At 65.7% G+C, this 21128-nt stretch carries 18 protein-coding genes and 1 tRNA gene; 16 read left to right on the top strand and 3 right to left on the bottom strand.

Translation table 11 applies throughout. From position 1 onward, the window contains the following. Positions 1-28: 28 nt before the first annotated feature. From QRX41_RS02195 to QRX41_RS02185, 3 genes are read left to right on the top strand one after another with little or no spacing between them, the layout of a single operon-like run. Complete coding sequence (locus QRX41_RS02195) at positions 29-1369, top strand: homoserine dehydrogenase (RefSeq protein ID WP_313838395.1); 1341 nt, start codon at positions 29-31, stop codon at positions 1367-1369. Then, complete coding sequence (thrB, locus tag QRX41_RS02190; RefSeq protein WP_313838393.1) at positions 1369-2421, top strand: homoserine kinase; 1053 nt, start codon at positions 1369-1371, stop codon at positions 2419-2421. Before QRX41_RS02195 ends, thrB begins: the two co-directional genes overlap by 1 nt. Next, positions 2411-3760: a Maf family nucleotide pyrophosphatase gene (locus QRX41_RS02185; protein ID WP_313838391.1), complete on the top strand. Its 1350-nt coding sequence runs from the start codon at positions 2411-2413 to the stop codon at positions 3758-3760. The genes thrB and QRX41_RS02185 overlap by 11 nt, the downstream gene beginning before the upstream one ends. A gap of 22 nt (positions 3761-3782) precedes the next feature. Here the strand turns inward: QRX41_RS02185 and QRX41_RS02180 are convergent, their stop codons facing one another. Next, on the bottom strand, positions 3783-4727 hold the full coding sequence (locus QRX41_RS02180) for an AEC family transporter (protein ID WP_313836355.1): 945 nt from the start codon (positions 4725-4727) through the stop codon (positions 3783-3785). A 143-nt stretch (positions 4728-4870) separates the two neighbouring features. Here QRX41_RS02180 and dapE point away from each other — a divergent pair, with 143 nt between their 5' ends. The 12 genes from dapE to rplA all read left to right on the top strand — a co-directional run bounded on the left by dapE (position 4871) and on the right by rplA (position 16571). Continuing rightward, positions 4871-6100, top strand: coding sequence for a succinyl-diaminopimelate desuccinylase (gene dapE / locus QRX41_RS02175; RefSeq protein ID WP_313838389.1), 1230 nt, complete (start codon positions 4871-4873; stop codon positions 6098-6100). Positions 6101-6336: 236 nt separating this feature from the next. After that, complete coding sequence (locus QRX41_RS02170; protein WP_313838387.1) at positions 6337-8982, top strand: Rne/Rng family ribonuclease; 2646 nt, start codon at positions 6337-6339, stop codon at positions 8980-8982. A gap of 155 nt (positions 8983-9137) precedes the next feature. Then, entirely contained in the window at positions 9138-9446 is a 309-nt protein-coding gene (gene rplU, locus QRX41_RS02165) for a 50S ribosomal protein L21 (protein ID WP_024626855.1), read from the top strand. A 32-nt stretch (positions 9447-9478) separates the two neighbouring features. Continuing rightward, positions 9479-9730, top strand: coding sequence for a 50S ribosomal protein L27 (rpmA, locus tag QRX41_RS02160; RefSeq protein WP_015022457.1), 252 nt, complete (start codon positions 9479-9481; stop codon positions 9728-9730). Positions 9731-9859: 129 nt separating this feature from the next. Continuing rightward, entirely contained in the window at positions 9860-11518 is a 1659-nt protein-coding gene (obgE, locus tag QRX41_RS02155; RefSeq protein ID WP_313838385.1) for a GTPase ObgE, read from the top strand. Next, positions 11515-12657 carry a glutamate 5-kinase gene (proB, locus tag QRX41_RS02150; RefSeq protein ID WP_313838383.1) on the top strand — a complete coding sequence of 381 codons (1143 nt, stop codon included), beginning with the start codon at positions 11515-11517 and terminating at the stop codon, positions 12655-12657. The genes obgE and proB overlap by 4 nt, the downstream gene beginning before the upstream one ends. A gap of 43 nt (positions 12658-12700) precedes the next feature. Next, the gene (locus QRX41_RS02145) at positions 12701-13909 is read left to right on the top strand and encodes a pyridoxal phosphate-dependent aminotransferase (RefSeq protein ID WP_313838698.1); all 1209 of its coding nucleotides are present in this window, start codon (positions 12701-12703) and stop codon (positions 13907-13909) included. Between the two features lie 120 nt (positions 13910-14029). Further along, positions 14030-14105: transfer RNA gene (locus QRX41_RS02140), tRNA-Trp, on the top strand. 44 nt (positions 14106-14149) lie between these two features. Continuing rightward, positions 14150-14374: a preprotein translocase subunit SecE gene (gene secE, locus QRX41_RS02135; protein WP_024626851.1), complete on the top strand. Its 225-nt coding sequence runs from the start codon at positions 14150-14152 to the stop codon at positions 14372-14374. A gap of 30 nt (positions 14375-14404) precedes the next feature. Then, positions 14405-15247 carry a transcription termination/antitermination protein NusG gene (gene nusG, locus QRX41_RS02130; RefSeq protein ID WP_313838381.1) on the top strand — a complete coding sequence of 281 codons (843 nt, stop codon included), beginning with the start codon at positions 14405-14407 and terminating at the stop codon, positions 15245-15247. Between the two features lie 138 nt (positions 15248-15385). Beyond that, positions 15386-15817 carry a 50S ribosomal protein L11 gene (gene rplK / locus QRX41_RS02125; protein WP_015022451.1) on the top strand — a complete coding sequence of 144 codons (432 nt, stop codon included), beginning with the start codon at positions 15386-15388 and terminating at the stop codon, positions 15815-15817. A 64-nt stretch (positions 15818-15881) separates the two neighbouring features. Continuing rightward, positions 15882-16571 (top strand): 50S ribosomal protein L1, encoded by a 690-nt coding sequence (gene rplA / locus QRX41_RS02120; RefSeq protein WP_029678147.1) that lies wholly within the window; start codon positions 15882-15884, stop codon positions 16569-16571. A gap of 90 nt (positions 16572-16661) precedes the next feature. Here rplA and QRX41_RS02115 read toward each other — a convergent pair whose 3' ends face one another. Further along, positions 16662-17894 (bottom strand): PucR family transcriptional regulator, encoded by a 1233-nt coding sequence (locus QRX41_RS02115; RefSeq protein WP_313838379.1) that lies wholly within the window; start codon positions 17892-17894, stop codon positions 16662-16664. Then, positions 17891-19783, bottom strand: coding sequence for a DUF6020 family protein (locus tag QRX41_RS02110; RefSeq protein ID WP_313838378.1), 1893 nt, complete (start codon positions 19781-19783; stop codon positions 17891-17893). The genes QRX41_RS02115 and QRX41_RS02110 overlap by 4 nt, the downstream gene beginning before the upstream one ends. Before the next feature lie 522 nt (positions 19784-20305). On the opposite strand from QRX41_RS02110, the gene QRX41_RS02105 reads away from it, so the two are divergent. Beyond that, positions 20306-21067 (top strand): biotin--[acetyl-CoA-carboxylase] ligase, encoded by a 762-nt coding sequence (locus QRX41_RS02105; protein ID WP_313838377.1) that lies wholly within the window; start codon positions 20306-20308, stop codon positions 21065-21067. Positions 21068-21128: the final 61 nt, after the last annotated feature.

Below are 21128 nucleotides of genomic sequence, written 5' to 3'. Positions count from 1 at the left end.
GCCCCGATGGGGCGGATGGAGGATCCATATGCCTGAACGCATGCAGCAGCAGGAGGCCGTCAGGCCCATCCGCATAGCACTTCTGGGGGCTGGGACCGTGGGTTCCCAGACCGCCCGCCTCCTGGTGGAGCAGAGCCAGGACCTGGCCAGTCGAGTGGGCCGTCCCCTGCAGCTGGTGGGCATCGCCGTCCTTCATCCTGACAAGGTCAAGGCTGATTGGATCGATCCGTCCCTGCTGACCACAGACTCAGCCGACCTGGTCACCCGGGCGGACATCGTCATCGAGCTGATCGGCGGCATCGAGCCGGCCCGCACCCTGCTGCTCAAGGCCATCGAGTCCGGCGCCAGCGTGGTCACCGCCAACAAGGCCCTCCTGGCCCAGCACGGCCCTGAGCTCTACCGGGCTGCCGAAGAGCGGGGCGTCGACATCTACTTCGAGGCGGCCGTGGGCGGGGCCATCCCCATCGTGCGGCCCCTGCGCGAGTCCCTGGTGGGCGACGGCATCACCAGCCTGGTGGGCATCGTCAATGGGACCACCAACTACATTCTGGATGAGATGACCACCAAGGGTCTTCAATTCGACCAGGCCCTGCGCGACGCCCAGGCCAAGGGCTACGCTGAGGCGGACCCCACCGCCGATGTGGACGGGCTGGATGCAGCCGCCAAGGCCGCCATCATGGCCACGCTGGCCTTCCACACTGATGTGCGCATGGATGATGTACCCGTGGAGGGCATCCGCACCATCACCGCCGACGATATAGCGGCCGCACAGACCGAGCACCGGGTCATCAAGCTTCTGGCCGTGGCTGAGCGCGGCGAACAGGGCATCTCCGCCCGGGTCTACCCGGCGCTGATTCCCGACAGCCACCCCCTGGCCTCGGTCCATGGCAGCTTCAACGCCGTCTTCGTCACCGCCAAGGCCGCCGACGACCTCATGTTCTACGGCCGGGGTGCCGGCGGGGCGCCCACCGCATCAGCCGTTCTGGGGGACGTGGTCACCGAGGCCCGCCACATCGTCCAGCATGGCATGGGTCCGGGGATCCCCATGTACGCCAACATCCCCATGGCCCCTCTGGATTCATCCCGAGCCGCCTTTGCCGTCCGTTTCCTCATTCACGACAAGCCTGGCGTGCTGGCGGCCATCGCCCAGGTCTTTTCCGAGGCGGGCATCTCCATCAACGGAGTCAACCAGGACATCAAGCCCACCCTGCATGACCCGGGCTACAGCGGCGAGATCCAGCAGCTGCGCGTGGTCACCCACCTGTGCGACGAGGTGACCCTGCGGCAGGTCGTCGAGCGGATCTCCACCTTCGACTCGGTCACTGGGCAGGCCTCTATCCTTCGCGTCTTTGATCGGCAGGCCCAATGATGGCCGCTGCCACAGAGGGTCCGTCTACTGTGCGGGTGCGCGTGCCGGCCACCAGCGCCAACCTGGGTTCAGGTTTCGATGCGGTCGGCCTGGCGCTGGACTACCATGACGAGATCGTCTTCACCCGTTCCGTGGACCCGGGCGACACCACCGCCTATGTGGTCATCAAGGGCGAGGGGGAGCGGACCCTGCCCCGAGACGAGACCCATCTGGTCGTCTCCACCTTCCGGCGGGCCTGCCAGGTCTTCGGACTGCCAAGGTTCGGCTTCATCATGCGCGCGGTCAACCGAATCCCCCAGGCCAGGGGATTGGGATCCAGCGCCGAGGCCATCGTGGCCGGAATCGCGGCGGCTGCGGCCTTCGCTCACACTGGCCCACTGCGCCGTGATGCCGTCTTCGCACTGGCCGCCCAGATCGAGGGGCATCCCGACAACGTGGCGCCTGCTGTCTACGGGGGGCTGACCGTCTCCTATGATCTGGCCACTGGCGAGGGCGTGGGTTCCCTGCCCATAGCCGGGGGCGCGCCCCTGGAGGGCGGCTACCACACCCTGCGTTACCAGGTGGATCCGGCCATCAAAGCCACGGTTTTCGTTCCCGGCGCCCATCTGTCCACACAGAAGGCCCGACAGGCCCTGCCCAACCGGGTGCCTTACGCGGATGCCGTTCACAACCTGTCAAGGGCGGCCCTGATTCCTGGCGCTCTGAACCCCGAGTCCTTGGATGACTTGGAGACAGAGGCAGCCGAGCAGTCTGCCAGAGCCAACGCCCTGCTCTTCGTCGCCACCGAGGACCGGCTCCATCAGCCATACCGGGCCGGGCTCATGCCTTCCTCAACCAAGCTCCTGCAGCTCCTGCGCGGTCGGGGCTACGCGGCGGCCGTCTCTGGAGCCGGTCCCTGCATCATCGTCCTGCATTACGGTGATGCCGAAAATGAGCTGCGGACCATTGCCAAGGACTATCTGGATTCCGGCCGCTGGCGGATTCTGCCCTTGGACGTGGACTGCCGGGGGGTCCAGGTGGAACGGGACCAGGAAGGCAATCGTGAACACTGAAGACAGGCATATCCCGTTCATTCTGGCATCATCCTCCCCCTCCCGGCGGCGGCTCCTGGTCCAGGCGGGCATTGACCCTATCATCCGACCCTCAAAGGTGGATGAGCCGGCCGTCCTGGCTGAACAGGCCCGTAAACTGGGCCGCCACCTGGAGGACCTGGATGCGCGCGAGCGGGTCGCTGTCTTGGCTGAGGCCAAGGCTTCGGCTGTCCAAGCGACCATGGATGCCGTCAAGGATGCCGAAAGGCGCTCGCGGGGCGACCTGGTCACGTTCAGGCCTCTGAGCCAGGGTGATCCGGATGCATCCTCCAGGGATTCCATGAGCCAGGTCATCGGAGCCTGGGGCGGGATGCTCGGAGCCGGGCGTGGGCCCCTCCTGCTGGGGTGCGACTCGCTGTTCAGCGTGGACGGCGCCGTCATGGGCAAGCCTCACCAGCCGGAGCGTGCTCTGGAGCGGTTGATGGCCATGCGCGGCCGAACAGGCACCCTGGTCACCGGCCACTGTCTGATCGAACTGGCCACCGGCCGACGGGTTCGAGCGGTCAGCAGCGCCCAGGTGACCTTCGGAGACTATGACCGGGCCTCCATGCAGGCCTATGTGGCCACCGGCGAACCCTTGGAGGTGGCCGGCTCCTTCACCTTGGAGGGATTGGGCAGCGCTTTCATCCAGGGCATCCAGGGCGATCCCAGCGGAGTGATGGGATTGAGCATGCCCACCCTGCGCGCCCTGGCCCAGGAGCTGGGCGTCTCCTGGCCTGACCTGTGGGCCCAACGGGCCCAGCCTGAGCATCAGCAGGCAGACGGATCGACGCATGGTGCTGAGGGACTGGTCGCCCCTGTGGAGAACGTCCACCAGCCTGGCGACGGGTGGGTGAACTGTGCCTGCGGCAAGCGGCACTGGGGGCTCAACGGGGCTGCCGGCGTCTTGCTGGCCCGGCGCGATGCCCGCACGGGCGCGCTGATCAGCGTGCTTCTGCAACACCGGGCCCGCTGGAGCGCCGAGGGCGGTACCTGGGGTGTGCCGGGCGGCGCCATCTCGGACGGGGAGAACCCCCTGGAGGGCGGCCTGCGCGAAAGCTATGAGGAGGCCAACATCCGTCCGGAGGACATCCAGGTGGTGGGCTCCTACCTGGAGGACCACGGCCCCTGGGGCTATACGACCATCCTGGCCTTCGAGCGCCCCGGCCACCAGGTCGAGCCCCGCATGAATGACGATGAGAGCATTGCCCTGGAATGGGTGGACCTGGACAAGGTCGCGGACCTGCCCCTCCTGAAGGCCTTCGGACAGGACTGGCCGCACTTCCTGCAGCGCTTGAAGGCCCTGGCAGCCGAAGGCTGAGCAGAAGGCCCGGTCTGACCAGTCAGCTCAGGAGCAGGGCGACCAGGGCGATGATCACGGGCGAGCTGATCGTGCTCAGCAGGATGCCGTCCCTGGCGAAGGTGGTTCCCACCTCGTAGCGGGCCGCGTAGTTGTAGACGTTCTGACCGGTGGGCAGGGCCGCCAGAACCACGCACCCGTACAGCTCCGCCCCGCTGAAGCCCATCATGAACCGGGCCAGCAGGTAGGCGATTATGGGCATGACCAGATTCTTCAGGATCACCGCGCACAGGGTGGCACGACGGTCGGTGCCCTGGCCCATGGGCCGCGAACCCCGCAGGGACATGCCGAAGGCCATGAGGATCATGGGCACGGCCGACTGCCCGATCATGTCGATGGGCTTGTAGACGAAGTCGGGGATGATGAAATGGCCGGCCCGGGCGCTGATGGCCGAAATCACTATGCCGCCTATGGAGCCGATCAGGATGGGCTGCTTCAGGGGCTGTTTGAGGATGGTCTTGATCGAGAGCTTGCCAGAGGTGGTCGCGTCCAGAACGGTCAATCCAATAGGGGTGAACAGGGCCTGTTGCATGACCAGGATGGGTGCCACCAGTGTGGGATTGCCCAGAATATAAGTGGCTACAGGCAGCCCGATGTTGTTGGAGTTCAAATACAAGGAGTCGAGAGCGCCGATGGTGGCTTCGGCAGCCGGCAGGTGAAAGCTGGTTGCGTTCAGGGCTACGAAGAGCAGGCCTACAGCCGCTGCCGACAGGAAGGCCACGATGATGCTGGGGTGGAAGATGACCGACAGCTTCTGCTTGGAGAGGATGGCGAACATCAGGCAGGGCGTCGAGACGAAGAAGGAGTACTTGTTGAGCACCAGCTGGGCCGTTGGACCGCCTACATGGAAGCGGGCGGCCACATACCCCACGGCGATGACCACGCCGATGATGAAGAACCCTTCCATGGCACTGAGCAGTCCAGGCACTCCGGCATCCTCCTCGTCTCGCATGGTGGACGGCGGCCTCCCAGGCGGAGTGCCACCGCTTCTGTCGTCCCCATTGTGCCACCCGGGCCTCATGCTTGCGGCTGCAAGTCCACCTGCGATTCCCGGCCCGCTAGCATGGCACTATGGCCAAGAACACACAGACCGATATTGATCTTCTCGCCGGCGCCCGAGGGGCTGAACCCGCCCAGGCCCTGGCAAGGATACTGGAGTCCATGACCGCCCTGAACTCGGTCAGCGGCCAGGAGGGCGCCCTGGCTGATGCCGTCCAGAGGGCCCTGTCGTCAAGGGCTGACCTCTTGGTCCGACGGTTGGGCGACACGGTCGTGGCCTCCACCCAGCTGGGCCGTCCCCACCGCATCGTCCTTGCCGGTCATCTGGACACCGTGCCCGTGGATAGGAACCTGCCCCCGCGCTGGCTGGAGCCCGGCGACCCGGACATCCGCGCCGACCTGGCCGCCGCCCACCCTGGATCCCGGGTGCTGTACGGCCGGGGCGCCGCCGACATGAAGGCCTCTGACGCCGTTTTTCTCCACCTGGCGCTCACCCTGCAGGAGCCGGTCTATGACCTGACCTTCGTCTTCTACGACCATGAGGAGGTCCAGGCCGATCTGAACGGGCTGGGCCGGGTGGTGGCTGCCCATCCTGATTGGGTGCGAGGGGATTTCGCCATCATCGGCGAGCCCACCGACTGCGCCATTGAGGCCGGCTGCAACGGAACCATGCGCTTCGATCTGATCACCCACGGCACGACGGCCCACTCCGCCCGGGCCTGGATGGGCAGCAACGCCATCCACGCTGCCGCGCCCATTCTGAACCGGCTGGAGCGGTACCGTCCGGCCACGGTGAAGGTGGATGGCCTGGACTATCGGGAGGGGCTCAACGCCACCATGATCGAGGGCGGTCTGGGCACCAACGTCATTCCTGACCGATGCCGGGTGCACGTCAATTACCGGTTCGCCCCCGACAAGAGCCTGTCCCAGGCCAAGGAGCTGATGATGGGCCAGGGGACGGGCGCCGAGCTCGGCAATGGCGAGCATGTGGCCCTGGGCGGAGTCTTCCAGGGATTTTCGGTGCGCATGTGCGACGAATCGCCCGCGGCCCGTCCTGGTCTGGACTCGCCTTGGGCTCGTTCGCTGGCGGACCTGGTTGCCCAGACCACGGGTCAGCAGCCTCGCGCCAAGCTGGGATGGACTGATGTGGCGCGGTTTTCAGCCCTTGGCCTACCAGCCGTCAATTTGGGGGCGGGGGACCCCCTGCTGGCCCACAAGGCCGACGAACAGGTGCCCCTGGATGACCTGGTTCGGTTGGAAGCCATACTGGTCGAGTGGCTCAATGGACCTGATGGCCGCTGATCTGTGACATACTAGAGGACGGTGGTTCTGCCTGACCACTTGCAGCGTAGGCGTTGATCCCCCTGGACGGAGACCCAGTGATCCGTACGGGCGTCGGTGTCCGCCTGCGTCAGGAAGACTTTTTGCCAAGGCGTTTCGATCGGGCGCACGCAGGTGCGCGGCTGCAGTGAGAGTGCAGCGTGAGGACGGATCGGAACCGTGAGAGCGGCGCGAGGCGGCGTGCCGCAAGGAGCATTGTGCCCGAAAAAACGAATACTGAGGATACCCAGGATAATAGGTCCGCCACCAGGGATGGGCAGGAACAGCAGGTCGAGCAGACCGCTGGCTCCGGCACCCGTCGCCGTGCTGGACGGCGTGTGGTCAGAGTGGCCGGCGCCGCCGGCGCCGACGTGCCCGTGAAGGTCGAGGCCGAGAAGCGCAAGGCCTCTCGCAAGGCCAAGGAGGAGGACGACGAGTCCAAGCCCTCCGCCACCCGTCGCCGTCGCACCCGCAAGCCCAAGGAGGATCAGGCGGCCGATCAGGACGTCCAGGTGGATGAGAGCGAGTCCAAGCCGACCAGGACGACCACTCGTCGTCGCACCCGCACTGCTGCCCGCCGACGCGATGAGGAGCATGCCCAGGAGGGTGAACCTGATCAGGAGCGTCAGGAGCGTGCCATTGAGGCTGTGGAGGCACTGACCTCGGGCCGCAGCCAGAGGGCAGGCCGGAAGGCCGAGGAGCAGGATGAGCGCCCGCGCGCCTCCCGTCCCCGTCCTATGACATCCCTGCTCTTCCAGGAGCCCGTCATACCCGCCTCCCGGCCCGAGCATGATGAGCGCGAAGAACGGGATGATGAGGACGAGGATGCCGAGCACTCGCCCAAGAGCTCTCGCCGCAGCAGGTCCAGGAACACTTCGGAGGGCGGTTCACGCCGTTCCCGCAGGCTCAACGCCGAGGAGCGCAGGGCCGCCGACGAGGTGGAGCGCATCGAGGAGGATCTGGATCACGAGGGCATCACCTTCGTGGTCGACGAGGACCAGGAGCAGGACGAGGAACCGCAGGAGTCCGGCACCCGCACCCGTCGTCGCCGCCGTGCCAAGAGCGACGAGGAGGACGCTGAGAAGTCCGTTTCCACGCGTCGTCGCCATCGCGGGCACGAGCAGGAGAAGGACAAGGATGATGAGGACGAGGCCCCGCTGACCCGTCGTCGCCGTCGTCGCAGGGGTGCCAAGTCCGCTGAGGGCGAGCCGGAGGTGTCCGGCACCCGCCGTTCCCGCAAGCAGCAATATATTGACGAAATCACTGATGTGGAGGGCTCTACCCGCCTGGAGGCCAAGAAGCAGCGTCGACGGGACAACCGCCGCGAGCGCTCCCGTCAGTCCCAGCTGGTCGAGCAGGACTTCCTGGCCCGCCGTGAAAACGTCAAGCGTCTGATGGTGGTGCGCGAGAAGGAGCACCACACCCAGATCTCGGTCATCGAGGACGACATCCTGGTCGAGCACTACGTCTCCGACATCCAGGAGGTCTCCACTGTCGGCAACATCTACCTGGGCCGGGTCCAGAACGTCCTGCCCAGCATGGAGGCCGCCTTCGTGGACATAGGCCAGGCCCGCAACGGCGTGCTCTACGCAGGCGAGGTCAACTGGGACTCCACCCGCCTGGAGGGCCAGCCCCGCCGGATCGAGCTGGCCTTCAAGTCCGGCGACCCCGTGCTGGTCCAGGTCACCAAGGATCCCATCGGCCATAAGGGCGCCCGGCTGACCTCGCAGGTCACGCTGGCCGGCCGCTTCCTGGTCCTGGTGCCCTCGGGCGGCATGACCGGCGTCAGCCGCAAGCTGCCCGACCGCGAGCGTTCCCGCCTCAAGAGCATCGTCTCCAGGGTGGCTCCCAAGGACATGGGCGTCATCATCCGCACCGCGGCCGAGGGGGCCAGCGAGGAGGCCCTGACCAAGGACCTGGAGAACCTGCAGCGTCAGTGGAGCAAGATCGAGGACAAGCGCAAGGAGTTCCTGCACGGCAAGCGCCCCAAGCTCCTGCAGGGCGAGCCGGACGTGGCCATCCGCGTGGTCCGCGACATCTTCAACGATGATTTCGCCAAGCTGGTGGTCCAGGGGGAAGGGGTCTACGAGCGGGTCCGCAACTACCTGGAGACCATGGCCCCCGACCTGGAGGAGAAGCTTGAGCACTGGGACCCTGCCGAACACCAGGGCAAGGATGTCTTCGACCGCTGGAGCATCGACAGCCAGCTGCGCAAGGGCATGGAACGTCAGGTCTACCTGCCCTCCGGCGGCTCCCTGGTCATCGACCGCACCGAGGCCATGACCACCATCGATGTGAACACGGGCCGCTTCATCGGCAAGGGCAAGTCCCTGGAGGAGACGGTGACCCGCTGCAACCTGGAGGCCTCCGAGGAGATCGCCCGGCAGCTGCGCCTGCGCGACATCGGCGGCATGATCATGATCGACTATGTGGATATGGTCATGCCGGCCAACCGCGACCTGGTCCTGCGCCGCCTGGTGGAGTGCCTGGCCCGGGACCGCACCAAGCATCAGGTGGCCGAGGTCACCTCCCTGGGGCTGGTCCAGATGACCCGCAAGCGGGTGGGGCAGGGTCTGGTCGAGGCCTTCTCCGAGGAGTGCCCCACCTGCCATGGGCGAGGCTTCATCCTCCACGACAAGCCGACCATCTCCGCCTCCTATGCCGACCCCTATGCGGTCAAGGGCGGCGACCCCTTCGTCAAGACCAACAAGCATGGGCATGGCTCTTCCTCCAAGGAGACCCTGTCCACAGGCTCGACTCCTGCAGTCAAGGCCAAGCTGGCCAGGATCGCTGCGGCGGCCCAGGCGGCGTCGGACGAGGACGATGCCCAGGCTGAGACGGCGGATGTCGCCAAGGAGTCATAAACTGAATTTCGTTTTGTCGGCGGGGCAGGCACATTTGACGATGCGGTGTGTTTGCTTCTATACTGGTTAGCTGGTGTCTGGACGGGTTCGTCAATTGCATGGCAGGACTCGGATGCCGGGCGCATACAGCTTTGGACAACAGGCAAGGTAGGGCTATGTACGCGATTGTGAAGGCCGGAGGCCATCAGGAGAAGGTCGAGGTCGGTGACCAGATCACGGTCAACCGTCTGGCTGCCAGAAAGGGCGAGTCGGTCGAGTTTCCGGTCGCGCTGGTCGTCGACGGATCCAAGGTGACCATGGCCGCCAAGGATCTGGCCAAGATCTCCGTCAAGGGCGAGGTCGTGGACGACGAGGCCAAGGGCCCCAAGATCAACATCCAGAAGTTCAAGAACAAGACCGGCGTGGCGCGCCGCAAGGGTCACCGCCAGAAGCAGACCGTGGTCAAGATCACGGCCATCGCCTGAGGGCCTAGGTCGAGGTAGGAAAGGAACCAGACATGGCACATAAGAAGGGCGCGTCCAGCTCACGCAACGGGCGCGATTCGAATGCTCAGTACCTGGGCGTCAAGAAGTTCGGCGGCGAGGCCGTAGTGGCCGGCAACATCATCGTTCGCCAGCGTGGCACCAAGTTCCATCCCGGCCAGAACGTCGGTCTGGGCAAGGACCACACCCTCTTCGCCCTGACAGACGGAACCGTTCGGTTCGCCAACCGGCGCGACCGCAAGGTTGTTGACGTGCTTACCGCCTGATTGCCCTGTATCGGCATCGGCCCAAGGTCATCCCTGTCATGGGGTGGCCTTTTTGCATATGTATGGAGATGCCGGGCATTCAGCTCTCAGGGGCCGCATGTCAGGCCGGATTGAGTACCATGGGCCCCTATGAGCGCATTTGTGGATCAGGTCACCGTCCATGTCAAGGGTGGCGACGGCGGCAATGGGGCGTCCTCCATCCGTCGCGAGAAGTACAAGCCCCTGGCCGGGCCCGATGGGGGCGACGGCGGCCAGGGCGGCTCGGTCATTCTTCAGGCCGACGCCAACGCCACCAGCCTGCTGGACTACCGCTTCCTGCCGCACCGCCAGGCCGAATCGGGCACCATGGGTCTGGGCGGTGACAAGGATGGCAGCCGCGGCCAGGATCTGATCCTGCCAGTGCCGGTGGGTACTGTGGTCTTCACAGCCAAGGGCGGCCAAGGCGAGCGCAAGCAGCCTGGCGAGCGCCTGGCCGACCTGGCCCATGCGGGGGATCGGTTCGTGGCGGCCCAGGGCGGCGTGGGCGGCCTGGGCAATCGCTCCCTGGCCACCAAGGCCAGGCGGGCTCCCGGCTTCGCCCTGCTGGGGGATCCGGGGCAGGAGCGTGACCTGGTGCTGGAGCTCAAATCCATCGCCGACGTGGCCCTGGTCGGTTTCCCCAGCGCAGGCAAGTCCAGCCTGGTGGCGGCCATGAGCGCGGCCCGGCCCAAGATCGCCGACTATCCATTCACTACTTTGGTGCCCAACCTGGGCGTGGTCCAGGCAGGGGAGAGCCGCTTCACCATGGCCGACGTGCCAGGGCTGATCCCGGGAGCCTCCCAGGGCAAGGGCCTGGGGCTGGAGTTTCTGCGGCACATCGAGCGCACCGAGATCATCGCCCACGTCATCGATTGCGCCACCCTGGAGCCTGATCGGGATCCCATGAGCGACTATCGGGCCCTGGAAGAGGAGCTTTCCCGCTATGCCGACCGCCTGGAGCTTCCGCTGGGGGTCATCCCCATGGCGGAGCGGCCCAGGGTGATCATCCTCAACAAGGCCGATCTGTCGGAGGCGCGCGAACTGGCCGAATTCGTCCGTCCCGACTTCGAAGCCCTGGGCCTCAAGGTCTTCATAGTCTCCACAGCCTCGCATCAGGGGCTCAAGGAACTGGGCTACTACCTGGCCGGTCTGGTGGATCGTCTGCGCAGGCAGCTGCGGGAGCAGCAGGAGGCCAGGCAGGAGGAGCGCGTGGTCATCCGCCCCCTGGAGCGGCGGCGCAGGAGCGGCGACCAGTCCGGGGACTTCACCCTTGAGCGGCATCAGACCCGGTCCGGGCAGACCTGGTTCAGGGTCTGCGGAGCCAAGCCCGAGCGCTGGGTTCGCCAAACCAACTTCGACAACGAGGAGGCCGTGGGCTATCTGGCCGACTGCCTGGCCCGAATGGGTGTGGAGGATGCCCTGCGCAAGGCCGGAGCCAGACCTGGGGACGAGGTTCGCATCGGTCCTGGCGACGATGCGGTGGCCTTCGACTGGGACCCGAGCGTGGCGGCCGGTGCCGAAATGCTGGATGGCACCCCCCAGGTGGCCCGGGGCCGCGACCTGCGGCTGGAGGAGAGCCAGGGGCTCAACCGCCGCCGCACCAACAGCGAACGCCGCCGCCAGTACCACCAGATGATGGACGCCAGGCAGGTGGTGCGTCAGGTCATGGAGCAGGAGCGGCGCCAGGGGCACTGGGCCGACCCCTCCGTGGATGACGATCCCCATGACAGGCAGGGCCTGCTGGGGCGCTCGGAGGAGGCTGGGCAATGACCGACGGGGAGGAATCCGACCAGGCCGCGGTCCGTTCCCGTGTGGCCCAGGCCCGCACCATGGTGGTCAAGGTAGGATCCAGCTCCCTGACCGATCCCCATGGGCACCTGGATCTTGGCCGCCTGCGTTCGTTGGTAGGCGCCCTGGCCTCGGCTGCTGTGGATGGCGCCCGCCTGGTCCTGGTCACCTCCGGGGCCATCGCGGCCGGCTTCGGCACCCTGGGGTTTGACCAACGCCCCGGTGACGTGGCCACCCAGCAGGCTACGGCCTCGGTGGGCCAGGGTCTGCTCATGGCCCAGTACGAGACTGCCTTCGCCCGTTATGGCCTGCGTGTGGGCCAGATCCTGATCACCGCCCGTGACACCACCCATGCCGTCCAGTACCGCAACGCCCGGCGCACCCTCTGCCGTCTGCTGGATCTGGGGGTCATCCCCATCGTCAATGAGAACGATGCCCTGGCCAGCAACGAGATCCGTTTCGGCGACAACGACCACCTTTCGGCCCTGATCGCCAACATCGTCAGCGCCGATGCCCTGGTCCTGCTGACTGACGTGGATGCCCTCTACTCCGAACCCCCATCCCGGCCAGGGGCCCGCAGAATCGGCTTCGTGCCCGATGTGGCGGCCATCATGGACCAGGTGGATGCCCAGGGGTCCGTCTCCGGGCTGGGGACCGGGGGCATGTCCACCAAGCTGGAGGCGGCGCGGATTGCTGCGGCCTCCGGCATGCCTGTGGTGCTGACCCGCGCCGACCTTGCAGGCCCTGCCCTGGCCGGCGACAGGGTGGGCACCCTCTTCGCCCCCATCCGTCCGCGGGGCTCCTCGCATCGGCTCTGGATCAAGTTCGCCTCCCGTCCCCGGGGCGGCTATCTGGTGGATCAGGGGGCTGTCAAAGCCCTGCGCGGCGGTCGGGCCAGCCTGCTGGCGGCTGGTGCCAGATCTGTCCAGGGCGAGTTCTCGGCCGGGGATCCGGTCTGGATCCACGATGAGTCCGGTCATCAGGTGGCCAAGGGCCTGTCCGGCTACGATTCCGAGGAGGCCCAGGACATGCTGGGCCTGAACACCAAGGAGCTCCGCCGCCGATTGGGCGCCCACTACGCCCACCCGCTGGTGCATCGGGACTCTCTGGTCCTGGTCTGAGCACAGCCCTGGGGGTGCTGGGCGGTAGCATGGCAGCATGACTATGGCGCAATGGCAGACCCTGAGCAGACGCATAGACGCAGTGGCCCCCAGTGCCACTCTGGCAGTGGATTCAAAAGCCAAGGCCATGAAGGCCCAGGGCATGAATGTGATCAGCTTCGGCGCCGGCGAACCCAACTTTCCCACGCCTGACCACATCGTGCAGGCGGCGGCCCGCGCCTGTCTGGATCCGCGCAACCACCGCTATACGCCCACGGCGGGTCTGCCCCGATTGAAGCAGGCCATCGCCGACAAGACCCTGCGCGATTCGGGCTATCAAATCGACCCGGATCAGGTGGTGGTCACCAACGGCGGCAAGCAGGCCGTCTACGAGACCTTCCAGATCCTCTTGAACCCCGGCGATGAGGTCATCATCCCCGCTCCCTACTGGACCAGCTATCCTCAGATGGTTCTGCTGGCTGGCGGTCGGCCGGTTCCGGTGCTCAGCGGAGCCGACCAGGGCTATATCCCCAGCCTGGAGCAGCTGGAGGCGGCCCGAACCGAGCGCACCCGTGCCATCATCCTCAACCTGCCCGCCAACCCAACCGGGGCGATCTGGGACGCCGGCCTGGTGGCTGCCGTGGATCGCTGGGCCATCGAACACCAGATCTGGGTGATCAGCGACGAAATCTATGAGCACCTGACCTACCAGGGGGCGCATACCCCCTATCCGGGCGCTCTGGTGCCTCAGGTACGCGATCAGCTGATCGTGGTCAACGGCGTGGCCAAAACCTATGCCATGACAGGCTGGCGGGTGGGCTGGCTGGTCGCCCCCCTGCCGGTGGCCCAGGCGGCTGCCAAGCTTCAGGGGCACATGACCTCCAACGTGGCCAACGTCTCCCAGCAGGCTGCTCTGGCCGCCCTGACCGGCGGTCTGGAGGACGTGGAAGCCATGCGGTCGGCCTTTGCCCTGCGGCGACGGGCCATTGTGGATGCCCTGAACGCCATGGAGGGGGTGACCTGCCCTGAGCCTCTGGGCGCCTTCTACGCCTTTGCCGACGTGACCGGTCTGCTGAATCGGCCAGTGGGCCCGCAAGGCACGGTCTGCGCCACCTCGGGTGAGCTGGCCGAGGTCATCCTGGAGCAGATCCAGGTGGCGGCCGTGCCGGGTGAGGCCTTCGGCGCGCCCGGCTGCCTGCGTTTCTCCTACGCGCTGGCCGACGATGACCTGGCCGAGGGCATGAGGCGCCTTGGGGCCTGGGTCAGCGCCTGATCCGGCTCCTGGGCGAAATGCTGTGGAGGCAACACGGTTGGACGCAATCCGCCCTTTAGGCTAAACTTGCGATTTGGCGGTTTTTCCTCCCGGTCGAGTAGGCTGGTGGGAAGTTCCGATAGGGAAGTGGCGCAATTGGTAGCGCAACGGTCTCCAAAACCGTAGGTTGTGGGTTCGAGTCCCGCCTTCCCTGCCAAGGCTTGCAGCAGATGATGCAGAACAAACGAAGGACGGATGACCATGGCACAGAAGGATGGGGCTGAGGAAGCCAGGCCGAACTTCTTCATGCGTATCGGGCTCTTCATCAAGCAGGTCATCGATGAGATCCGCAAGGTGGTGACTCCCACAGGCAAGGAGCTGGTGGGATGGTCCGTGGCCGTTTTCATCTTTGTGCTGCTGCTGATGATCTTCGTGACCGTGATGGACTTCGGGCTGGGCAAACTGGCTTTCCTGATATTTGGCTGAGCCGTGACAAGGTAGAAGGTGGAGTGATCCATGAGTGATGATCTGACCAGAGAGGGATTGGACCCCGATCAGGCCGCTGAGTCGGCCCCGTCGGCATCCAATGATGCCCCCACGCAGGAGGATGCCCAGGTCCAGGATCAGCAGCTCGGAACCTCATCGGAGCAGGCCGAGCAGGACAGCACACCCGCCGAATCCGCCCAGGCCAAGGACACCCAGGACGATTCCTCTGATTCCGACGATCAGACCGACCAGGAGGATCCCGGTCAGCGTGCCGTGGACGAGTTCTCCAAGAAGCTGCGCACCCTTGAGGGCAAGTGGTACGTTCTGCACACCTACTCCGGCTACGAGAAGCGCGTCAAGGCCAACGTGGAGTCCCGTGTGGCCTCCTTCGGCTTGGAGGACAAGGTCTTCCAGGTGGAGATTCCCATGGAGGAGGTTGAGAAGCACACCGACAAGGGCAAGAAGGTCGTCACCCGGGTTCGTGTGCCGGGCTACGTGCTGATCCGCATGTGGCCAGACGAGAACGCCCGCCGCATCATTCGCGACACCGAGGGCGTCACCGGGTTCGTCGGCCCCAGCAAGGAGCCGGCCCCGCTGACCCGCAAGGAGGTCGTCCAGATGATGGCCCCCATGATCGCCTCCGAGGCCCTGAAGGCCGCTGGCGACAAGCCCGAGGCCGCCAAGAAGCGCACGGTGGAGGTCTCCTACGCCGTTGGCGATCAGGTCACCGTCACCGAAGGGCCTTTCGCCACCATGGCTGCCGTGGTCTCCGACGTGGAGCCCACCACCCAGAAGCTGACCGTTCTGGTCTCCATCTTCGGCAGGGACACCCCTGTGGAGCTGGGCTTTGACCAGGTCGAAAAGATCGCCTGAAAGCCTTCGGTCGGTCCTCGGTTGATGCGATAATCATCAAGCTTGTGCTCTCCTGTGGAGCGCATTTGGAAAGAACAGGTTGCGGGAGGGGATCCATGGTCTCCGACATCACCGCTTCGTAGAAAGAAGAACCAGCATATGGCTGCAAAGAAGAAAGTCACCGCGCTGATCAAGGTGCAGATAGAGGCCGGCAAGGCCAACCCCGCGCCCCCGCTGGGCCCCGCACTGGGCTCCCACGGCGTGAACATCATGGACTTCTGCAAGCAGTACAACGATGCCACCAAGGACAAGATGGGCCAGGTCATCCCCTGCATCATCACCGTCTACGAGGATCGTTCCTTCACCTTCATCACCAAGACTCCGCCGGCAGCCGATCTGCTGCGCAAGGCGGCCGGTGTCTCCAAGGGTGCCGGCAACCCGCTGACCACCAAGGTGGGTTCCGTCACCAAGGCCCAGGTCCGCGAGATCGCCCAGACCAAGATGGAGGATCTGTCGGCCCGTGACGTCGAGGCCGGGATGAAGATCATCGAAGGCACCGCCCGTTCCATGGGCATCACCGTCACCGACTGAAATTTTCGTTGTGAGCGGTAGGGCATACGCTTGCCCGCACCGCGACTGCTGATAGGAGAAGCAGATGACCAAGCGTTCCAAGAAGTATCGCGAGGCGGCCGAGAAGGTCGATCGCACCAACCTGTACACCCCGGAGGAGGGCATCGCCCTGCTCAAGAGCATGCCCAAGCGCGGGTTTGACGAGACCGTGGAGGCTGTCTACCGCCTGAACGTGGACCCCCGCAAGGCCGACCAGCTGGTCCGCGGCACCGTCAGCCTGCCCAACGGCACCGGCAAGACCGTGCGCGTCCTGGTCTTCGCCCGTGGTCCCCAGGCGACCGCAGCCGCTGAGGCCGGAGCCGACGAGGTGGGCGACGACGAGCTGGTGACCAGGGTCGCCGGCGGCTATCTGGACTTCGATGCCGTGGTGGCCACCCCCGACATGATGGGCAAGGTCGGCCGCCTGGGCCGCGTGCTGGGCCCCCGTGGCCTCATGCCCAACCCCAAGACCGGCACCGTGACCATGGACGTGGCCAAGGCGGTCACCGAGATCAAGGCTGGACGTATCGAGTTCCGTGTGGACAAGAACGGCAACCTGAGCTTCCCCGTGGGCAAGGTCTCCTTCGAGCAGCAGGCTCTGGAGGAGAACTTCCATGCGGTCGACGAGGAGATCAAGCGCCTGAAGCCGGCCACGGTCAAGGGCCGCTACATCACCAAGGCCACCGTCACCACCACCATGGGCCCGGGCGTTCCCCTGGACATCGCGGTGCTCTGAGCGGGTTCGGCTCCATATTTCAAGGGCGGGAGACCTTCGGGTCCCCGCTCTTTTCATATCTTGGCCAGGCAGCAGCTGGTATGGCGCCAGTCAGTCGGCGCCCGGATGCGACCTGCGGATTCTGCCGATGATCAGGGCTGCCTGGAGGACGAAGGACTCTCGCGGGTCCATGGCGTCCCAGCCGGTCACCTCCACGCAGCGCCTGAGCCGGTAGCGCACGGTGTTGGGATGGATGCCCAGCTTCTTGGCGGTGACCTCAAGCGAGTTGCCCGAGCGCAGGAAGGTGAGCAGGGTGGTCGGCAGGGGCCCGTCCGGATCCTGGCCTGCCAGGCTCAGATAGACCTCCTGGTAGAGCTGGTCGGCAGCGTCCCCGTCCCCGTTCAGGGCTCGTTCGGGCAGCAGGTCGTCGGCGTGCAGTGGCCTGGGCAGGGCGGCGGTGATGGGGTCAGCCACTGCCGGGGCTGCCGCATGCGTGCTCAGGGCGGCTCGGATGGAGGCTCCCGCACCGGAGATTCCATGGTGGAAAGGTCCCAGGCAGACAGCTGACTCGTCGGCGAAGAAGCGCAGGATGGATGCGCAGAAGTCGGCCGGGGTGCCCGACCGGTTGGGATCGATCAGAACCACCATGAGCCCTTCGTTCTCGCCCACCAGCGCCCTGCCGCCTTGACGGGCCACCGTGGTGTGGATAGGTTGGCGGGCGTTCTCCATGCCCTGTCCCTCATCGTTGCCTTGGGCCTCGCCTACGACGGCGAAGCAGTCGAATTCGGTCGGCCAGCCCAGCCGGGCCAGATCGTCAACGGTCCGTGTATCCGCCGTTTGCTCAATCAAATGCCGGATGATCCTGGACTCCGTTGTGGCCTTGCGTCCGTTTCTTGCCTCGGCCAGGTCGGCATAGAGAGCGGCTGCTGCGGTGGCGGCATGACGGGTGTAGACCAGCGTGGACCGTTCCCCCTCGGCTCCCATGGTCCGGCCGGCCTCCTCAAGCATGTCCAGAATGACCTGGGTCAGCTCCATGGCCCGGTGGGGGCCCAGGCTCCGGGAGAGCTCTGCTGGCACGGGGGAGGGGACTTCGCTGTCTTCCGCGCCTTGGTCGTCAAGTCGGGAGCGCAGGTCGTCCAGGGCTGTTCGAACGGCCCCTTCCAAGGTTCTGCGTCCATCGGAGGGCAGGGACCTGGTCCAGGGCAGCGCCTCATCCAGATGATCCAGCGTCTTCAGGAGAATCTGCTCCATGGCGGCACCGGAGGCGGCAGGTACCTGGCGAGCCTGCTGCGCCTCGGCAGGGCCTTCGTCCGGCGGTCTGGACCGTTTCGACTTGCCGATCATGATGGCCGGTCCATCAGTTCACCGGCGCGGGCGCGGCGGCTCTGCCGGACCATGTCCAGGATCAGGAAGGGCACCACCATGTCCACCGGCAGCATGTGCCGTTCGAAGTTGTTGGCCGGGGCGGTGATCATGACCCCCATGATCAGCAGGAGGGGGAACCAGCACAGGACCCCGCGCCAGTGACCGGCCGCCAGGCGGGCGACGATCAGCAGCAGGGCGGCCACCACCCAGAAGTTGGCCCGTGCCACCAGGCCCAGCAGGGGGGTGTCGGCCCAGGTCCTGACGAATCCGGTCACCCCGTTGCGCCAGTCGTGGCACCAGGCCGCCAGCCAGGAGCCCGAGTTCTGCACGTAGCCGTTGTTGAGGTAGTAGGACATGGCCACGTAGGCAGGGTCGCCGGGGTCGAAGTAGCCGTAGGCCTCGGCCATGAAGGCGTCCAGGTAGATCACCGGATTGCGCAGTCCCACCTGGAGCCAGGCCCGGTTGAGCCGGGACATCTGCTCGGGCGTGACGGTCCTCCAGCGGTAGACGATCAGTTTGGGCTGGTTGCCGGAGGACTTGACCCGGTCGGCCTCCCAGGGGGTGTATTGGATGGCGGCATTGTCCAGGTCCATGATGGGCTCAAGATCAGCCCTTGCCTGGGCCGGAATCCCCTGGGGGTTGCGCTGGGCCACCCGGGCGATCTGCTGCAGCTGGATGCTGCGGCTCTCCACAGGGTCACCTTGGATGACCGTCCCCGTGGCTGTCAGGGCCCCGGTCACCCCTGTGAACAGAACCAGGGGCAGCAGGAGTCCTATCAGGATGGTGGCCCATTGGCGACGGCGGATGATCAGGGCCAGGACCAACTGGACCAGAACGATGTAGAGGGCGTACTTGGCGCTGATCAGCATGATCAGGGTGCTCAAGGCGAGGCCGGGCCGCAACTTTGCCGCCTGGCTGGCGTAGAGCGGCGAGTCCTTGTCCCCTGACTCCAGCTGGCGCCAGATGCCGAACCACCAGATGAAGGCGAAGGCGAAGAGGGGGGACTTGGTCAGGCTGAAGGTGCTGAAGACCACGAAGGGGGAGAAGAGGAAGAAGAGCATGACCAGGGTGCGGGCCAGGGCACCGACGTGTTCGGTTCCGCTGCCGCGCAGGAAGCGGTCGGCGGTGACGGCGCAGCAGAAGGCCGCAAAGATCACCTGCAGCCCTGCCAGGAGCACGATGCCCGCGTCATAGGATCCGGTCAGATGGTTGGAGGCCATGATGGTCATTCCGTAGACCAGAGTCAGCACCATGTTGTGCTGGTCGGTCAGGAAGACCGGGTGCCCTGGCAGCAGATAGTGGCCGATGGGGTAGACGTCCATCTGGGTGAAGGCATTGCCGCCGTAGGGGGGCTGATCGCCCTGCAGCTGGGCCAGGAAGTTGGCGCATTCCTGGGCCTGGGCGTACAGGTCGGCCCCATAGGCGGCCAGCAGGGTGAGAAAGGCCCAGGCCCAGCCCAGCAGAAGCAGGCGCATGATGGGCCGCCAGCCGCTGGTTTGCCGGGTGATGAAGACCGCGTAGGCACGCATCCGTGGGCGCTGCGCCAGGGCGGTCAGCCGCTGTGGCATTCGTAGGGGTTCGCTACCCAGCAGAATCCGGCGGCAGGCCAGAACCAGAGCCAAACAGACGGCCAGGGTTCCCAGCATGATCAGCACATGGGGCAGGCCCACCTCTGTTATCGAACCTTCCTGACGGTAGATGGGGCCCAAACCAGTGCAGAAAGCGATCCAGAGGCAGGCCAGCAGGGCCAGGACCAGGCCGACGGTCCGGGATGCACGGGAACCAGGCCTTCCGGTCTGCAAGGCCGAAGTCTGCACAGGTTGTTCGCCCGCCTCTCTCGGTTGCGTCCTTCCGCTGTCTGCGCTCAAAAGAACCCCTTTCGCGGGTCGTGCCTGGTCTACGGCTTCCCCATTTTATCCAGTGCCCATCCGAGGATGCGCTCAAAGCTGTCCAAGGGTCTCCTGTGAAAAGATACAAAAACCGGCCGCCGCTTTTGTGGATGGTTCGCTACCGGGGCTGACCCCTTGTGCCGTATAGTGGAACGCGTGCCTCATCAGAATATCAAGTGGCAGCCATCGGCATCGCTGGACAGTGGCGTACTCTCCTCGATCGTGGTGTTCGACACCGTCGATTCGACCAATACGCTCGTGGCTCATGCTCTGGAAGCCTCGACGTATTCGGATGCGCGCGACCGGGTCGAGCGGCTGTTTGGGGGCGGTGAATCGACAACGAGCACGGAGACCGCGAAGGGACTGGCCTCTGGCACAAGGGGAAAAGCCGAAGATACGCCTCGAAAAAACGCCCGTCAGGGTGTTTCTACGACTACACGGTACGAGGGAAGAGTCGCAAGTAAAGGTATTCGGCGATGGCCGGGCGCCGGGGGGAGCACCATGCCGCTGAGCGTAGCGGTTGCCGATGCGCAGTCCCGGTGCCGCGGTCGTCTTGCCCGAACCTGGGTCAATCAGCCCCGATGCTCCCTGCTGGCTACTTGGGCCTTGCCGCTGCCCACTGGACTGCTGACTGGGCCCTTTGGCGGATGGATGCCTATGGTGGCGGGACTGGCCGCTCTGGAAGGCCTGCAGGATGTGCTTGAGTACCACGGCTGCCGGCTGGCCGACGGCGGCGCTCCTGAACGGGTTCTGACCCTCAAGTGGCCCAACGATCTGTTCTGTCGCGGGGCCAAGCTGGGCGGCATCCTCTGCGAGCTGGTCCGGGTAGATCAAGACTGGTCGGCCCTGGCTGTCGGCATCGGCATCAACCTCTTGCTGCCCCGGCAGGCGCTTCCTATTGCGGAGTCCACCTCCCTGCAGTTCCACTACCGGGACCTGCCCGACTACCAGACCCTGCGCGACGACCTGGTCGATGCCATCAGCTGGCACCTGAGCGGGGAGATGGCCCCCCTTGGCATTGACGGGTCGCTGGACAGGGCCTTGAACGAGCCGCAGGGGCTGCGCTCGCGGATTGCCGCACTCAGCTGGACGCTGGGCAGGCAGGTGAGGGTCGTTCCCGTGGCCGGTGAGCCCATAGAGGGCCGTGCCCTGGAGATCAATCCGGATGCCTCCCTGCGGGTGCGGTTGCCCGACGGCAGCCAGGTTGACGTGTCCACGGCCGATGTAGGCGTCCTGCCTGAAGTGGCCGTTGTGGGAGCCTAATTCCTACCTTGTTCATGCTTTTCGTCAGTCCAATCGCCCTTGATCAACCAGTGAGGAGAGG

The sequence above is a fragment of the Bifidobacterium kimbladii genome, assembly GCF_032193675.1.
In the GTDB taxonomy this organism is placed as follows: Bacteria; Actinomycetota; Actinomycetes; order Actinomycetales; family Bifidobacteriaceae; genus Bombiscardovia; species Bombiscardovia kimbladii.
Note: the sequence above shows the minus strand (reverse complement) of the source record. Positions and strands in the feature narration are given on the sequence as shown.

Coding starts and splice junctions, on each gene's coding strand:
- QRX41_RS02195 (WP_313838395.1), top strand. CDS start 29: ATGCCTGAACGCATGCAGCAGCAGGAGGCCGTCAGGCCCATCCGCATA.
- thrB (WP_313838393.1), top strand. CDS start 1,369: ATGGCCGCTGCCACAGAGGGTCCGTCTACTGTGCGGGTGCGCGTGCCG.
- dapE (WP_313838389.1), top strand. CDS start 4,871: ATGGCCAAGAACACACAGACCGATATTGATCTTCTCGCCGGCGCCCGA.
- rplU (WP_024626855.1), top strand. CDS start 9,138: ATGTACGCGATTGTGAAGGCCGGAGGCCATCAGGAGAAGGTCGAGGTC.
- rpmA (WP_015022457.1), top strand. CDS start 9,479: ATGGCACATAAGAAGGGCGCGTCCAGCTCACGCAACGGGCGCGATTCG.
- obgE (WP_313838385.1), top strand. CDS start 9,860: ATGAGCGCATTTGTGGATCAGGTCACCGTCCATGTCAAGGGTGGCGAC.
- proB (WP_313838383.1), top strand. CDS start 11,515: ATGACCGACGGGGAGGAATCCGACCAGGCCGCGGTCCGTTCCCGTGTG.
- QRX41_RS02145 (WP_313838698.1), top strand. CDS start 12,701: ATGGCGCAATGGCAGACCCTGAGCAGACGCATAGACGCAGTGGCCCCC.
- secE (WP_024626851.1), top strand. CDS start 14,150: ATGGCACAGAAGGATGGGGCTGAGGAAGCCAGGCCGAACTTCTTCATG.
- nusG (WP_313838381.1), top strand. CDS start 14,405: ATGAGTGATGATCTGACCAGAGAGGGATTGGACCCCGATCAGGCCGCT.
- rplK (WP_015022451.1), top strand. CDS start 15,386: ATGGCTGCAAAGAAGAAAGTCACCGCGCTGATCAAGGTGCAGATAGAG.
- rplA (WP_029678147.1), top strand. CDS start 15,882: ATGACCAAGCGTTCCAAGAAGTATCGCGAGGCGGCCGAGAAGGTCGAT.
- QRX41_RS02115 (WP_313838379.1), bottom strand. CDS start 17,894: ATGATCGGCAAGTCGAAACGGTCCAGACCGCCGGACGAAGGCCCTGCC.
- QRX41_RS02105 (WP_313838377.1), top strand. CDS start 20,306: ATGCCGCTGAGCGTAGCGGTTGCCGATGCGCAGTCCCGGTGCCGCGGT.